Source organism: Streptomyces bathyalis (assembly GCF_015910445.1).
In the GTDB taxonomy this organism is placed as follows: Bacteria; Actinomycetota; Actinomycetes; order Streptomycetales; family Streptomycetaceae; genus Streptomyces; species Streptomyces bathyalis.
On the sequence record NZ_CP048882.1, the window covers coordinates 2,772,647 to 2,787,131 of the forward strand.

16 protein-coding genes are annotated in these 14,485 nt (G+C 71.8%); 5 read left to right on the top strand and 11 right to left on the bottom strand.

The genetic code is table 11. The features are described 5' to 3' along the window. The first annotated feature begins 262 nt into the window (after positions 1-262). The 3 genes from G4Z16_RS11850 (at position 263) to G4Z16_RS11860 (ending at position 2,182) form a co-directional block, all read left to right on the top strand. Positions 263-574 carry a WhiB family transcriptional regulator gene (locus tag G4Z16_RS11850; protein ID WP_197350781.1) on the top strand — a complete coding sequence of 104 codons (312 nt, stop codon included), beginning with the start codon at positions 263-265 and terminating at the stop codon, positions 572-574. Between the two features lie 151 nt (positions 575-725). Next, positions 726-1,388 carry an MOSC domain-containing protein gene (locus tag G4Z16_RS11855; RefSeq protein ID WP_197350782.1) on the top strand — a complete coding sequence of 221 codons (663 nt, stop codon included), beginning with the start codon at positions 726-728 and terminating at the stop codon, positions 1,386-1,388. A 20-nt stretch (positions 1,389-1,408) separates the two neighbouring features. Continuing rightward, on the top strand, positions 1,409-2,182 hold the full coding sequence (locus G4Z16_RS11860) for an SDR family NAD(P)-dependent oxidoreductase (protein ID WP_197350783.1): 774 nt from the start codon (positions 1,409-1,411) through the stop codon (positions 2,180-2,182). A 78-nt stretch (positions 2,183-2,260) separates the two neighbouring features. On the opposite strand, the gene groL is transcribed toward G4Z16_RS11860, so the two are convergent. Together groL and groES are read right to left on the bottom strand one after the other, a co-directional pair. Continuing rightward, on the bottom strand, positions 2,261-3,886 hold the full coding sequence (gene groL / locus G4Z16_RS11865) for a chaperonin GroEL (RefSeq protein ID WP_028433902.1): 1,626 nt from the start codon (positions 3,884-3,886) through the stop codon (positions 2,261-2,263). Between the two features lie 110 nt (positions 3,887-3,996). Further along, positions 3,997-4,305 (bottom strand): co-chaperone GroES, encoded by a 309-nt coding sequence (gene groES / locus G4Z16_RS11870; protein WP_028433901.1) that lies wholly within the window; start codon positions 4,303-4,305, stop codon positions 3,997-3,999. 237 nt (positions 4,306-4,542) lie between these two features. Between groES and G4Z16_RS11875 the strand changes: the two genes are divergently transcribed. Then, the gene (locus G4Z16_RS11875) at positions 4,543-5,748 is read left to right on the top strand and encodes a THUMP-like domain-containing protein (protein ID WP_425508158.1); all 1,206 of its coding nucleotides are present in this window, start codon (positions 4,543-4,545) and stop codon (positions 5,746-5,748) included. A gap of 118 nt (positions 5,749-5,866) precedes the next feature. Here G4Z16_RS11875 and G4Z16_RS11880 read toward each other — a convergent pair whose 3' ends face one another. From G4Z16_RS11880 to G4Z16_RS11900, 5 genes are all read right to left on the bottom strand, one after another. Continuing rightward, positions 5,867-6,115, bottom strand: a complete 249-nt coding sequence (locus tag G4Z16_RS11880) for a hypothetical protein (protein ID WP_197350785.1) — start codon at positions 6,113-6,115, stop codon at positions 5,867-5,869. Beyond that, a complete protein-coding gene (gene tsaD, locus G4Z16_RS11885; RefSeq protein WP_028433898.1) occupies positions 6,112-7,215 on the bottom strand; it encodes a tRNA (adenosine(37)-N6)-threonylcarbamoyltransferase complex transferase subunit TsaD in 1,104 nt (367 codons plus the stop codon). Before tsaD ends, G4Z16_RS11880 begins: the two co-directional genes overlap by 4 nt. Further along, positions 7,208-7,747, bottom strand: a complete 540-nt coding sequence (rimI, locus tag G4Z16_RS11890) for a ribosomal protein S18-alanine N-acetyltransferase (RefSeq protein WP_197354414.1) — start codon at positions 7,745-7,747, stop codon at positions 7,208-7,210. The genes tsaD and rimI overlap by 8 nt, the downstream gene beginning before the upstream one ends. 56 nt (positions 7,748-7,803) lie before the next feature. After that, the gene (tsaB, locus tag G4Z16_RS11895) at positions 7,804-8,469 is read right to left on the bottom strand and encodes a tRNA (adenosine(37)-N6)-threonylcarbamoyltransferase complex dimerization subunit type 1 TsaB (RefSeq protein WP_197350786.1); all 666 of its coding nucleotides are present in this window, start codon (positions 8,467-8,469) and stop codon (positions 7,804-7,806) included. 100 nt (positions 8,470-8,569) lie between these two features. Then, on the bottom strand, positions 8,570-9,877 hold the full coding sequence (locus tag G4Z16_RS11900) for an LmeA family phospholipid-binding protein (RefSeq protein ID WP_246530809.1): 1,308 nt from the start codon (positions 9,875-9,877) through the stop codon (positions 8,570-8,572). 242 nt (positions 9,878-10,119) lie between these two features. Here G4Z16_RS11900 and G4Z16_RS11905 point away from each other — a divergent pair, with 242 nt between their 5' ends. Continuing rightward, positions 10,120-10,677, top strand: a complete 558-nt coding sequence (locus G4Z16_RS11905; protein WP_246530810.1) for a L,D-transpeptidase — start codon at positions 10,120-10,122, stop codon at positions 10,675-10,677. A gap of 89 nt (positions 10,678-10,766) precedes the next feature. Here the strand turns inward: G4Z16_RS11905 and G4Z16_RS11910 are convergent, their stop codons facing one another. The 4 genes from G4Z16_RS11910 to alr all read right to left on the bottom strand — a co-directional run bounded on the left by G4Z16_RS11910 (position 10,767) and on the right by alr (position 14,450). After that, positions 10,767-10,934 (bottom strand): hypothetical protein, encoded by a 168-nt coding sequence (locus G4Z16_RS11910; RefSeq protein WP_197355069.1) that lies wholly within the window; start codon positions 10,932-10,934, stop codon positions 10,767-10,769. Positions 10,935-11,154: 220 nt separating this feature from the next. Next, positions 11,155-11,730 (bottom strand): tRNA (adenosine(37)-N6)-threonylcarbamoyltransferase complex ATPase subunit type 1 TsaE, encoded by a 576-nt coding sequence (tsaE, locus tag G4Z16_RS11915; RefSeq protein ID WP_197350789.1) that lies wholly within the window; start codon positions 11,728-11,730, stop codon positions 11,155-11,157. A gap of 73 nt (positions 11,731-11,803) precedes the next feature. Then, the gene (locus tag G4Z16_RS11920; protein ID WP_197350790.1) at positions 11,804-13,252 is read right to left on the bottom strand and encodes an alpha/beta fold hydrolase; all 1,449 of its coding nucleotides are present in this window, start codon (positions 13,250-13,252) and stop codon (positions 11,804-11,806) included. A gap of 4 nt (positions 13,253-13,256) precedes the next feature. Then, entirely contained in the window at positions 13,257-14,450 is a 1,194-nt protein-coding gene (gene alr, locus G4Z16_RS11925; protein WP_197350791.1) for an alanine racemase, read from the bottom strand. Between the last annotated feature and the right edge of the window lie 35 nt (positions 14,451-14,485).

The following is a 14,485-nucleotide window of genomic DNA, read 5'->3' on the forward strand; positions in this document are numbered from 1 at the left end:
GCCTCCGCACACTCAACGACGGTCACCCAAAAGAGTTACGGGTTTCGGCCACCGCCATCAGCACTCTACGTGATCGCGCGTACACAGTTCAGCCGCGTCGTGCTGAAGGGTTTCCCCGAGTGGCGTCTTTTGCCTTTTGCCCTATTTAGCAGACTCAGTTCTACTTATCGCTTTCTTTCGGCTAGGTTCGCAATGAGTCATATTTGTCTATAAATGGACGGAGCGAGAGCGAGCCCCACGTACGCCGACGAGAGGACACGCAATGGCCGACTTCTCCCGCCTGCCGGGCCCCAACGCCGACCTGTGGGACTGGCAGCTGCTCGCCGCCTGCCGGGGTGTCGACAGCTCTCTCTTCTTCCATCCCGAGGGCGAGCGTGGAGCCGCCCGCAGCGCACGTGAGGCGTCCGCCAAGGAGGTCTGCATGCGCTGCCCCGTCCGCTCGGAGTGCGCAGCTCATGCGCTGGCCGTACGTGAGCCGTACGGGGTGTGGGGCGGCCTGACCGAGGACGAGCGCGAGGAGCTGATGGGCCGTGCCCGCAGCAGGCTCGTCGCCGTGCCGGACACCCAGAATTGAGAAGAAACGTTTCTACTTGAACCCGCGCCACGGGCCCGGAACCTTCCTCGCAACGGCACCGTCCCCTCCAGTTCCTCGCCCTGCCGCGCAAGTTCACGGTCGGCACGGAAACCGCTCGTACGCGGAGATTCACCCGCCTAGCCTGACGCTCATGAACTTGCTGTCCGTCAATCTCGCCAGGCCGCTGCACGCTCCCTCGTACACCGACGCACCGGGGAATCTGACGGGCATCGACAAGCGCCCCGTCTCCGGCCCCGTCGAGGTGGCCGCGCCCGGCCCGAAGGGCACCGGCGGCAGCGGCCTCGCGCAGGACACCATCGGCGACATGCGCCACCACGGCGGCGACGACCAGGCGGTGTACGCCTTCGCGCGCGAGGACCTCGACGACTGGGCTCACGAACTCGGCCGTGACCTGAGCAACGGGTCGTTCGGCGAGAACCTGACCACCCGGGGGCTGGATGTGAACGGTGCCCGCATAGGCGAGCGCTGGCTCGTCGGGAGCCGGGTGGTGCTGGAGGTGAGCGCGGTGCGGATCCCCTGCCGTACGTTCGCGAGCTGGCTCGACGAGCGCGGCTGGGTCAAGCGCTTCACGGACAGGGCGTTGCCCGGGGCGTATCTGCGGGTGATCGAGCCCGGGCCGGTGAGCGGCGGGGACGGGATCCGGATCGTTCACCGTCCCGACCACGAAGTGACCGTGAGCTTCCTCTTCCGCGCGCTGACGCGGGAGCCGGACCTCCTGCCGCACGTGCTGGCCGCGGGCGACGCACTCCACCCCGAGGCCCGCTGCAAAGCCCTGCGGCGCGGGGCCGGTTGACACGCGGATAACGTGCCCCCATGACGACTGCGCTGATCACGGGAGCGACCTCCGGCCTCGGAGCTGCCTTCGCCCGACGGCTCGCACGGGACGGGCACCACCTCGTGCTGGTCGCCCGCAACAAGGAACGTCTGTCGCAGGAGGCGACGGACCTCCACGACCTGCACGGCGTCGAAGCGTCCGTACTCGCCGCGGACCTGTCCACGGACGAGGGGATCTCGTCCGTCGAGGACCGGCTGCGGGACCGGGACCACCCCGTGGACCTGCTGATCAACAACGCGGGCTTCGGCAACAAGGGCACGTTCCTGAACGTCCCCGTCGAGGACGAGCTCACGATGCTCAAGGTCCACTGCGAGGCGGTGCTGCGGCTCACCTCGGCCGGGGTGGAGCGCATGCGGGAGCGGGGGCGCGGGGGCGTGGTCAACGTCGCGTCGGTCGCCGCGTTCGTGCCGCGCGGCACGTACGGGGCGAGCAAGGCGTGGGTCGTGCAGTTCTCGCAGGGCGCGGCGAAGGAGCTGGCGGGCTCAGGTGTGCGGCTGATGGCGCTGTGCCCCGGGTTCGTGCGGACGGAGTTCCACGAGCGGGCCGGCATGGACGCCGGGAGCGTGCCGGGCTGGATGTGGCTGGAGGCGGACGCCGTGGTCGACTCGGCGATGAAGGACCTGGCCCGCGGCCGGAGCCTGTCCATCCCGGACGCCCGCTACAAGGCACTCATGGGCGCGGCCCGGCTGCTGCCCAGGGAGCTGCTGTCGAAGGCGTCGTCGACGACGGGGCGCAGGTTCGGGCCCCGCTGACGCGCGCGGGCAGGACGGCAGGACGCACGAAAGCCCGGCACCCCGCGACGGGGTACCGGGCCTGTGCGTGTGACCGGGTCAGTGGGCGTGGCCGTGACCGTGGCCCGCCGCTGCCGGCTCTTCCTCTTCCGGCTTCTCGACGACCAGCGTCTCGGTCGTGAGCATCAGCGACGCGATCGACGCCGCGTTCTCCAGCGCGGAGCGCGTGACCTTGACCGGGTCGATGACGCCGGCCTTGATCAGGTCGCCGTAGTCGCCGGTGGCCGCGTTGAAGCCCTGGTTGCGGTCGAGCTCGGAGACCTTCGAGGTGATGACGTAGCCCTCCAGGCCCGCGTTCTCGGCGATCCAGCGCAGCGGCTCCACCACGGCACGGCGCACGACGGCGACACCGGTGGCCTCGTCGTCCGTCTTGCCGAGCGAGCCCTCCAGGACCTTCGCGGAGTGGACGAGGCTGGCACCGCCGCCGGCGACGATGCCTTCCTCGACCGCCGCACGGGTCGCGGAGATCGCGTCCTCCAGGCGGTGCTTCTTCTCCTTGAGCTCGACCTCGGTCGCGGCACCGACGCGGATGACGCAGACGCCGCCGGCCAGCTTGGCCAGACGCTCCTGCAGCTTCTCGCGGTCCCAGTCGGAGTCCGTGGCCTCGATCTCCGCCTTGATCTGGCCGACGCGGGCCTGCACGTCCTCACTCTTGCCGGCACCGTCGACGATCGTCGTGTCGTCCTTGGTGACGGTGACGCGGCGGGCGCTGCCCAGCACGTCCAGCCCGGCCTGGTCGAGCTTGAGGCCGACCTCCTCGGCGATGACGGTGGCGCCGGTGAGCGTCGCCATGTCGCCGAGCATCGCCTTGCGGCGGTCACCGAAGCCGGGCGCCTTGACGGCGACGGCGTTGAAGGTGCCGCGGATCTTGTTCACGACGAGGGTGGAGAGGGCCTCGCCCTCGACGTCCTCGGCGATGATCAGCAGCGGACGGGAGCCGCCGGCCTGCATGATCTTCTCCAGCAGCGGCAGCAGGTCCTGGATTGACGCGATCTTGCCCTGGTGGATCAGGATGTACGGGTCGTCGAGGACGGCCTCCATACGCTCCTGGTCGGTGACCATGTACGGCGAGAGGTAGCCCTTGTCGAAGGCCATGCCCTCGGTGAAGTCGAGCTCCAGGCCGAAGGTCTGGGACTCCTCGACGGTGATGACGCCGTCCTTGCCGACCTTGTCCATCGCCTCGGCGATCAGCTCACCGACCTGCTTGTCCTGGGCGGACAGACCGGCGACGGAGGCGATGTCCTCCTTGGAGTCGATCGGGCGGGCGTTGGCGATCAGGTCGTCGGAGACGGCTTTGACCGCGGCGTCGATGCCCTTCTTCAGGGCGGCGGGAGAGGCGCCGGCGGCCACGTTGCGCAGGCCCTCGCGGACCAGGGCCTGGGCGAGCACGGTGGCGGTGGTGGTGCCGTCACCAGCGATGTCGTTGGTCTTGGTCGCCACCTCCTTCACCAGCTGGGCGCCGAGGTTCTCGTACGGGTCCTCGACCTCGACCTCACGGGCGATGGTCACGCCGTCGTTGGTGATGGTGGGTGCGCCGAACTTCTTGTCGATGACGACGTTGCGGCCCTTGGGGCCGATGGTCACCTTCACGGTGTCGGCCAGCTTGTCGACGCCGCGCTCGAGGGCGCGGCGCGCGTCCTCGTCGAACTTCAGGATCTTGGCCATGGGAGCTGTTGAGTCCTCTCAGACGAACCGCGCCCCGGCCCCGGTGCATCTCGTATGCGATGCGGGAGGGACCGGGGCGCGGATCAGAAATGTCTTCCGGCTGCGGTGACTTACTTCTCGACGATCGCGAGAACGTCGCGAGCCGAGAGGACGAGGTACTCCTCGCCGCTGTACTTCACCTCGGTGCCGCCGTACTTGCTGTACAGAACGATGTCGCCGACGCTCACGTCGAGCGGCAGACGGTTGCCGTCCTCGAAGCGGCCCGGGCCGACGGCCAGGACAGTGCCCTCCTGGGGCTTCTCCTTGGCGGTGTCCGGGATGACCAGGCCCGAGGCCGTGGTCTCTTCAGCGTCGAGCGGCTGGACCACGATGCGGTCCTCGAGCGGCTTGATGGCAACCTTGCTGGCGGTCGTCACGATCCGACCTCCCCCTTCGGAGATCTCATAACGGGGTCTTATGTCTGGGGTGGCGACCTGGCAGATCCGTCGTCGCGGGTGCCGGATCTTCCTGTCGCTGTGTCTGGCACTCGCCTTGGGAGAGTGCCAAGGCCGACATTATGCTGCGGTTAGCACTCCGTCAACCAGAGTGCCAGTCGCGCCGGTGCCGAACCCCCGCCCCCGGGCGGACCCGTCGCCGCCGGACGGGAGAATGCCGTGGTGGACCGTGAGGCGTTCGCCGCGTTGCTCGGCGATGAAGGACAGGCCCTGCTCGGCTCGTTGGAGCTCTACGAGCCCGACCGCGAGCTGAGCGTGGCGACGCGGCTGCGGCGCACGTACGCGCCGGAACTCGTCTCCGCCGCCCTCGGCCAGGCTCGGCTGCGTCAGCGGGCGGCGGCGAAGTTCGGCGCCGAGGACGCCGCACGGATGTACTTCACGCCCAACGGTCTGGAGCAGTCGACGCGGGCCGGCGTCGCCGCGTACCGGGCGGAGCGCTTCCTGCGGTCGGGCGTTGAGCGTCCCGCGGATCTGTGCTGCGGGATCGGTGGTGACGCGATCGCCCTGGCGCGTGCCGGCATGCACGTACTGGCCGTGGACCACGATCCGTTGACGTGCGACGTCGTACGGGCGAACGCCGCGGCGCTCGGACTGGGCGACCGCATCGAGGTCCGCTGCCAGGATGTGGCGGACGCCGACCTCTCGGGCTGCGACGCCGTGTTCGTGGATCCCGCGCGCCGCGGCGGCAAGGGCCGGATCTTCGACCCCGAGGCCTACTCGCCACCGCTCTCGTGGGCCGTCGAAGTGGCCCGGCAATTCCGGCACTCGGCGCTGAAGGTGGCGCCGGGCATTCCGCACGAGATGGTTCCTGACGAGGCCGAGGCGGAGTGGATCTCGGACTCGGGGGACGTGAAGGAGGCCGTGCTCTGGTTCGGCACCTCGGAACCGGCGAGAAGTTCCCCCGTACGAGCGACGCTGCTGCCCGGCGGGCATTCACTCTCCGCACGCGGTCTGCCCGATCCGCCGGTGGGTCAGGTGGGCCGCTTCCTCTACGAGCCGGACGGCGCGGTCGTACGCGCGCATCTCGTGGCCGAAGTGGCGGCGGATCTGGGCGGCAGGCTCATCGACCCGACGATCGCCTATGTGACGTGCGACGAGGCCCACTCCACCCCGTACGCGACCGGGTACGGGATCACCGACGTGCTGCCCTTCCAGCTGAAGCGGCTGCGGGCGCTGCTGCGCGAGCGCGGGATCGGAGTGGCCACGATCAAGAAGCGCGGCTCGGCCGTGGAACCGGCGGAGCTGCGCAAGAAGCTCAAGCTCGAAGGGCCGGGCGAATGCACGGTGTTCCTCACCCGGGTCGCGGGCGCACCGACGGTTCTGCTCGGGCAGCCACTCGGAACACAGGCTGCGGCTGGTGACCCGTAACCCGTCGCCACCCGGGGGCTGTTGGCGGACGGCACCCCGAAGTGCGGGATGTCCAGGTTCTGTTGGTGCTCTGCGAGCGCCTCGGTGCCCGGTCCTGGAGGGCTCCCGCGTGCGGCCCTCAGACCTGTTCGAACCGCCAGCGATGCACGGGACGGGCCGTCAACTGCTCGGGTGGGTCCGGGAGTTCGGGGAGTTTCGCGGACAACTCCGCGGACCACCAGGTGATGACCAGGACGCGGTCCCCGGGTGCCCGGAAGGTCTCCCGGCGCTGCGGGGAGGCGTCCAGCTCCTGGGCACGGGCCCAGGAGAGCAGTTCACCGCCGCGGCCCTCGGACGCCTTCGCCTCCCACATCAGGGCGACGGTCATGAGTAGAGGTTCTCCCGGCTCAGTTCGTGCACGTGGTCGTGGGCGTGAGTGTGCCCCTGGCCCGGCACGTGCGGTTCGGTGACGGGGAGCGAGGAGTCCGCCGGAAGGTCCCAGTCGGAGGCGGCGCGGCGGCGCGCGACCATCTCGGCGCCGAGAGCGGCGACCATCGCCCCGTTGTCCGTGCACAGCTTGGGACGGGGCACGCGCAGCTCGATGCCCGCGTCGGCGCAGCGCTCCTCGGCCATGGCACGCAGCCGCGAGTTGGCCGCTACGCCGCCGCCGATCATCAGATGGGAGACGCCCTCGTCCTTGCAGGCACGGATGGCCTTGCGCGTCAGGACGTCGGTGACCGCCTCCTGGAACGACGCGCTCACATCGCGTACGGGGACCTCCTCGCCCGCGTTGCGCTTGGCCTCGATCCACCGGGCGACGGCCGTCTTGAGTCCTGAGAAGGAGAAGTCGTACGGGGCGTCGCGGGGGCCCGTCAGACCGCGCGGGAAGGCGATCGCCTCGGGGTTGCCCTCACGGGCGTACCGGTCGATGACAGGGCCGCCCGGGAAGCCGAGGTTGAGCACCCGCGCCACCTTGTCGAACGCCTCTCCCGCCGCGTCGTCGATGGTCGAGCCGAGGGGGCGCACGTCCGCCGTGATGTCGGGGGCGAGCAGCAGCGAGGAGTGACCGCCGGAGACGAGCAGGGCCATGGTCGGCTCGGGGAGGGCGCCGTGTTCGAGCTGGTCGACGCAGATGTGGGACGCGAGGTGGTTGACCCCGTAGAGCGGCTTGCCCAGCGCGTACGCGTAGGCCTTGGCGGCGCTGACACCGACGAGGAGCGCGCCGGCGAGCCCCGGGCCCGCTGTGACCGCGACGGCGTCGAGGTCGGAGGCCGCGACGCCCGCGTCGCGCAGGGCGCGTTCGATGGTGGGGACCATCGCCTCCAGATGGGCGCGGCTGGCGACCTCGGGCACGACGCCGCCGAAGCGTGCGTGCTCGTCGACGCTGGAGGCGATGGCGTCGGCGAGCAGCGTGTGGCCGCGGACGATGCCGACGCCGGTCTCGTCGCAGGAGGTCTCGATGCCGAGGACGAGGGGTTCGTCAGCCATGAGTCTTCGTTCCTTGGGAGTTCGTCGAGGGGGCGGGGGTCTCCAGGCGCATGACGAGGGCGTCCACGTTTCCGGGCTGGTAGTAGCCGCGGCGGAACCCGATCCGGGTGAAGCCGAAGCGCTCGTAGAGACGTTGTGCGGGTGCGTTGTCCACGCGGACCTCCAGCAGCACCTCGTGGCAGCGGAACCCGGCGGCCGCGGCGAGGAGTTCGCCCAGCAGGCGGGCACCGAGGCCGGTGCCGCGGTGGGAGGGGAGGACTCCGATCGTCTGGATGTCGCCGGTGCCGCCGACGGCGGCCAGACCGCCGTAGCCCACGAGCGTGCCGCCGGTACCGGATCCCGGCTCGCCCGCGCCCGGGGCACCGGTCGCCGGACGCCCGGCGTCCTGTTCCTCGGCCACGATGTAGCGGCGGGTGGCCCCGGAGCCGCGGGCGTGCGCGAGCTCGGACCAGAACAGGCCGGCCGACCATGCGTCCTCGGGAAAGAGGATCCGTTCGAGTTCCAGCACGCGATCGATGTCCCACCAGCGCATCTCGCGGAGGACCACATCGGCGCTGCCCCCGCTGCGGTACTCGGCGGCGGTCCGGGTCACTTCGGCGTGACCACCTTGTAGTTGGCGGGAACGCGGGCGTCGGGGCGGCGCAGGTAGAGCGGGCGCGGCGGCGGGAACTCCTCGCCCTTGGCGAGCCTCTCGGCGGCGAGGCAGGCGAGCGCCGCGGCCGACTGGTCGAGGGGAAGGTCCGTGCGCAGACCCGTGAAGATCTCCTCGTAGAGCCTGGCCCCGGCCCCGACGGCGGGCATCGCGGTGACCTCCGCGGGCAGCTCGCCGGGGCGGTCCACCGCCGGGTCGTCGAGGCGGGTGCGGGCATCGGAGTACCGCGCCCAGTAGACCTCCTTGCGGCGGGCGTCCGTCGCCACGACGAAGGGGACCTCCAGCCCGGAGGCGTACGCGATGCCGTCGAGCGTGCACATTCCGAGCACCGGGACGCCGAGGGCGGCGCCGAAGGACTCGGCTGTGGCCAGCCCGACCCGCAGCCCGGTGTACGGGCCAGGGCCCGTACCGACGATGACCCGGTCGACGTCCTGCAGCGGGCGGCCGGCCTCGCGCAGCACCCGGTCGACAGAGGGCAGCAGCAGCTCGCCGTGGCGGCGGGCGTCGGTCTGGTCGGAGGCCGCGAGGAGGCGGTCACCGTCGGTGTCGTACAGCGCGACGGTGACGGCCGGGGTGGCGGTGTCAAGAGCTAGCAGCAGCACGGTAGCCAGCCTACGGCGAACGGGGAGCGGCCGGTCCCGGGGTCCCGCACGGGACGCTTTCGGGTGACTCACCGCACGCGAGGCACTCGGCAGTGAATTCTCAGCGCTGCCCGCCGGGTCCCTGACGCGCCTTCTCCGCGCCCCCGAAGGGCATCTCCGAGCCCGTCAGCTGCGCCCGTATCCCGTCCTTCTCCACGGAGATCCCGCGCAACCGCACATCTCCCGGCACCTCCGGCAGCCGCACGGACAGCGACAGCTTCTCCGCCAGCTTCGGCTCCTCGATCTTCTTCAGGCTCCCGATGAGGCCCGGGTCGATGCCGATCCGCCTCAGCAGGGAGGGGTGCTCGACCAGGACGTCCAGCATGTTGACCTTCATCAGCCTGTCGACGAAGCGCGGAGCACCCGTCGTGCGGCGCAGCTCCGTCTCGCTCTGCCGTACCTGCGCCGCGCGCTGCGGGGTCAGCCCGAAGCGTTCGGCCACCGACCCCACACGGAAGAGTGCCTTCGCCTCCGCCGCGTCCCGCTTGATCCGCTCGGCGACGGGACGGGCGAGCCGCAGACCGCCGTCCTTGCCCGGCGTGTACGAGAACAGACCGGGGACCTTCAGCCGCATGCGGTCGACCGTCGTGCCCACACCGTGGTCACCGGTGCGCCGCAGATGGGCGCGGGCCCCCACCTCGACCCGCTTGCCCGCCACCGGCAGCTCGCCGTGCGCGAGCACGGTGTCGCGGGAGCCGGCGGTGAAGTCCACCTGGGAGGTGCCCAGTTCGCGGTCCAGGTCGTCGAAGTCGAGCAGTACGTCGCCCTTCATCCGGCCCAGCACGGCGCCCTTGATGGAGGACGGGGCGCCGCCCACGATCCGTACGTCGTCGACGGAACCCTTCACCTGAGCGACGGATATCCGCCCGGCGGGCATGTCCGGGACCGCGATGTCGACGTGGTCGAGCCGCTCGTCCGCGAGCTGCGTCAGGAAGGGGAAGCCGCGGATGTGCACCTCGGGTTCCGCATGCAGCTTCAGCGCGCCCTGCACCTTTCCGGCGGCCTGGTTCTCGGCGTAGAGCGCCGCCCACCGGTCGCCGACGACGAGGAACGCGAGCAGGACGACGACCGCGACGGCAGTCTTGACGGCCCTGCCCATGAGCGAGCGGCGGCGTCTGCGCACCGCGCGCAGATAGGGCATCCGGTCCTCGGGGCCGTCGTACCCGGAGCGCGGTGAGAATCCGCCGAGGAAGCCCTCGGGCTCGGAAGGCTGCCGACCGGAGCCCTCGTCGTACACGTCCCCCACGTCGCCGCGGAAGTCGTCGTACGGGCTGCCGTAGAGGCCGGAGCCGGCCGGGGGCTCTCCGTCGGGGGCGGGAGCGGGGTCTGCCGCGAGCGCGTCGTACGGGCTGGGTCTGTGCGGAGCCATGGGGGGTGCGTCCGGCGACGCCAGCTGCTCGTAAGGATTCGGTGCCGTCCTTGTCCATGACGTGGAACTTGTCGGGGATCCGTGCGCGCTCATCGGATCATGCGACCACAGGGCCTTCGCGATCTCCAACTCGCCCCCGTGGCAGCCGGTACGGCTCCGCCCGCCCGGCACCCAGGTCGGGGATGTGCCGCCTGCTGCTACCGTCGTCGCGGCGAATGCGGACTGAGAGGTGGCGGCACACGGTGGCACGTGGCAGCAGCGCGGGAGCGGTCGTGGCCGCGCTTACGGCGGCGGCCCTCGCCGTCATCGGCTTCTTCACATATCAGGCGAGCGCCGCGCAGGACCGCGAGAAGGCCGGCTCCTCCGACTCCCGCGGCGGCTCCGGCGGTCTGTCGGAGCGCGAGAAGAAGGAGCGGGAGACCAACCTCCCCGCCTTCTCCGGCGCGGGCGAGCGCGTCGTGTACGACCTGGACCGCAACCGCGTCTGGCTGATGGGCCGGAACCAGGAGGTGAAGCGCACCTTCCGCGTCGCCCCCAGCTCCGTCGACCCGAAGCCGGGTACGTACAAGGTCGAATCCCGCGCCCCGCACGTGACCGGCTCGGACGGAGTGCCGGTGGAGAACGTGGTGCGCTTCGCGACCAGCCAGGGCACGACCATAGGGTTCAGCGCGGCGCTCGACGGGTCGCTGCCGGACGCCGACCCGGTGGAGCCGACCGGAGGGATCCGGGAGCGCCGGGCGGACGGAGAGGCCATGTGGCTGTTCGCCACCATCGGCACGAAGGTCGTGGTGGTCCGCTAGCGAGGCGCCCTCACGGCAGCGTCACGCGCCGGGGCGCGCGAGCCCTGACCGGACGGCCGAGCGATGTCTCCGGAGTCCTGTGCCGACTGTCAGGCGGCGTCCTGGCCGGGATGCGACCTGGGGCTCCCCGCCACCGCGGCGGATCCCTCGTCGCCGTCCGCCTTCGCCCGCTTCCCGCGCTCAGCCTGCTGGTCGGCGTCCGACGGCGGTGTCGAGACCGCGTCCGCGGCCGCGCAGGACGCGAGCAGCGCACTCATCGAAACGCCTGTCTCCTGTGGAGCCGACGGCAGCGCGCCGGGCTTCCGCGCTCGGTCTTCGGCGGGCATGGGATCCTCCCGTGGCTCCTGGGCGGGCGGGTCAAGTGAGGCAGACCTAACCCCGCTCTCCCGACCATCTGACCATGCCCGCCACCGCGGGTGCAACATCTTGCCGACAACCTGTCGGCACATGCGTCCGCACGGCCTGCCTGCCGGAACGTCACCCGAGAACGGAGAGATCCACCCCTCGCCACCGCTCGCCGACACCGGTGACCGTCACCGTCCGCTCGTCGTCCCCGCCGTTCTCGCCGGCGGAGTCGTCCGCGCCGCTGTGCGCCGCGGCGTCCGCGTGTTCGCCGGTTCTGCGCCCGATCACCACGTGCAGCCGGTCCTCGGAGAGCTCCTCGACCCTTCCCTCGCCCCACTCCACGATCACGACCGATTCGGGCAGGGAGACGTCCAGATCCAGGTCGTCCATGCCCTCCAGGCCCTGCCCGCCCAGCCGGTACGCGTCCACGTGCACGAGCGGCGGCCCGTCGCCGAGCGGAGGATGCACGCGCGCGATGACGAAGGTGGGCGACGTGACGGAGCCCCGCACTCCGAGCGCGGCACCGAGGCCGCGTGCGAGCGTGGTCTTGCCCGCGCCCAGCTCGCCCGTGAGCAGTACGAGGTCACCGGGGCCGAGCAGCCCGGCAATGCGCCGCCCCACCTCCTGCATCCGCTCGGGCGTCGGTACGAGGGCGGTGTGCTGGACGGCGAGCGGCTCGGCCGCCGCCGGGGACTGTGGTGCTTCCATGCGTCCGGATGGTACGCGCGGCGGGCGGCGCCCTGCGCCGCGCTTCCCCCTGATCCCGTGCGCGGTGCCGCGTTCAGCCGCCGGTCACGGCGCGGGTGATCAGCTGCGCCAGGGCCTCGTTGACCTCGTGCGGGCGCTCCAGCATCGACAGATGGCCGGTCTTCTCGAGAATCCGCAGCCGGGCCGAGGGCAGCGCCGCGGCGATGGCTTCGCTGTGCGCGTACGGCGTGAGCAGGTCACGCTCCCCCGCGAGCACGAGCGCGGAACACCCGTCGAACGCCGCGAGCGCCTCCGTCTTCTCGTGGGCCTCGAACGCCGGGTAGAACTCCGCGACGACGTCGATCGGCACCGACTCGATCAGGCGCTCCGCGAAGCGCGCCACCCCCGGGTCGACGCTCCCGGCGTCCCCGAACGAGTAGCGCTTGACCAGCCCCGCGAAGAGGTCCGCGGTCGCCCGCCGGCCGCGTTCGACCAGCGCGCTCTGCGCGACCATCGCCTTGAGCACTCCGGGCACGACCCGCCGCACCGCCTTGACGCCCAGAGTGGGGAGCGGCAGTCCGTACGTCACCTCACCGAGGCCGCCCGCGCTGGTGTCGATCAGGGCGACGCCGGTGACGCGCTCGGCGACGAACCCGGGGTACTGGTCGGCGAGCGCCATCACCGTCATGCCGCCCATCGAGTGGCCGACGAGGACGATCGGCCCCTCCGGGACGGCCTCGTCGAGCACCGCTTTGAGATCGCGGCCCAGCTGGTCGATCGTCACAGGCTCGCCGACGGGTGCGCGGCCGGAGCGGCCGTGGCTGCGCTGGTCCCAGTAGACGGTGCGCACGGCGCCGCGCAGGGCGGCCCGCTGGAAGTGCCAGACGTCCTGGCTGAGGCAGTAGCCGTGAGTGAAGACGACGGTGGGCGGTGTGGCCGGGGTCCTCCGCGAGGGACGGCCGTCCGGGCCGTCCGCCGGCCCGGGGCGACGTCTGAGCATCCGCATCAGGCGGCTGCGGTGAGGGGTCGGCGGGGCCCCTGGCCACACGTCGCCCTCGCCTGCCCCCGCCTCGATGCGCACCGGGTCCACCGTCGGGCCACCGACGCCGTCTCCCGCCGCCGCGGCAGCGGCGGTACGTGCGGCCAGAGGCGCCGAGTCGTCCGACGCGCGCCTGTTGCCCGTACGGGCCCCACGGGAACCGCCGGCGGAGCCGGAGCCTGCCTCCGGGTCGGAGGCGTCCTCGTACAACTCGGGCTCGTCGGTCTCGAAGTACAGCTCCGTGCCGTCCTCCGCGCGGACCGTGCCCGGGGTGCCGCGCAATGAGCCGTACGGACCGGCCGCGTCCAGGGCGAGGCGGGCCTTGCGCCGTACCCCGCGGTTGACCGTCAGGCGCTCCACGGCGACACCCGCCGCCACCAGTCCGAGCGTCGCTCCGGCGAACCCGGCCCGCCGGCCCCATCCCCCGCGACCGCCGCCCGGGACCGCCTCGGCGGCGCGGGCCGCGGCGTCCGCGATCTCCTCGGCCTCCAACACCGTCGTCATCCGTTCAACCCCCCGTATTCGCCCGTTCGTTCGTATGGATCCGTGATACCCGGGCGCCGATACGCGTAACGATCTCGTAGGAGATGGTGCCCGCGGCCCGCGCCCAGTCCTCCGCGGTCGGTTCTCCGTGGTCGCCGGGGCCGAAGAGCACGACGTCGTCGCCCGCGGAGGCCGCGTCGCCGCCGAGGTCGACGACGAACTGGTCCATCGCGACGCGCCCCGCCACCGTCCGCCACTTGCCCGCGGCCAGCACCGGTGCCGTCCCGGAGGCGTGCCGGGGCACCCCGTCCGCGTAGCCGAGCGGCACCAGACCGAGGGTGGTGGGACCGGCGGTGCGGTAGGTGTGGCCGTAGCTGACGCCGTGCCCGGCGGGCACGTCCTTGACCAGGGCGAGCGAGGCGCTCAGCGTCATGGCCGGACGCAGCCCCAGCTCCGCCGCCACTCCGACCTCGGGCGACGGCGAGAGCCCGTAGACGGAGACGCCCGGCCGCACGAGGTCGAAGTGCGACTCCGGAAGTGTCAGCGTCGCGGGCGAGTTGGCGTGATGCCGCACCTCGGGGTCGAGACCCGCGCGTTCGGCCACCGTCAGCGCCTCGCGGAAGGCGTCGAGCTGTGCGGCGTTGGCGGGGTGCCCCGGCTCGTCCGCACAGGCGAAGTGGGACCAGATGCCGGTGACCTTGACGGCGCCCTCGGCCTCGGCGGCACGTGCGGCCGCGACGAGGCCCGGCCAGTCCGCGGGCTGACAGCCGCCGCGTCCGAGACCTGTGTCGGCCTTGAGCTGGACCCGCGCGGTGCGGCCGCTCCTGCGGGCCGCCGCGACGATCTCCTCCAGCGCCCACAGCGCGCTCGCCGAGACGTCGATGTCCGCCTCGATGGCCTCCTGCCACGGCCCGCCCGGTGTCCACAGCCAGCTCATCAGCCGTCCGGCGTCTCCGGCGGCGCGCAGCGCCAGGGCCTCCTGCGGCGTGGCGGTCCCCAGCCAGGACGCGCCCGCCTCGCGCGCCGCCCGGGCGCAGGGCACGGCTCCGTGCCCGTATCCGTCGGCCTTCACCACGGCCATCAGCTCCGCGCGCGGTGCGCAGGCGCGCAGCGTACGGACGTTCGCGCGCACGGCGTCGAGGTCGATCTCGGCGCGGGCGCGGCGGGATCCCGCTGCGGGCGGCGCGGGGAAAGTGGTCGGGCTGGGGCGGTCGTTCACCGTGTCAGTGTCTCAGGTGAACCGGTACGGCCTTT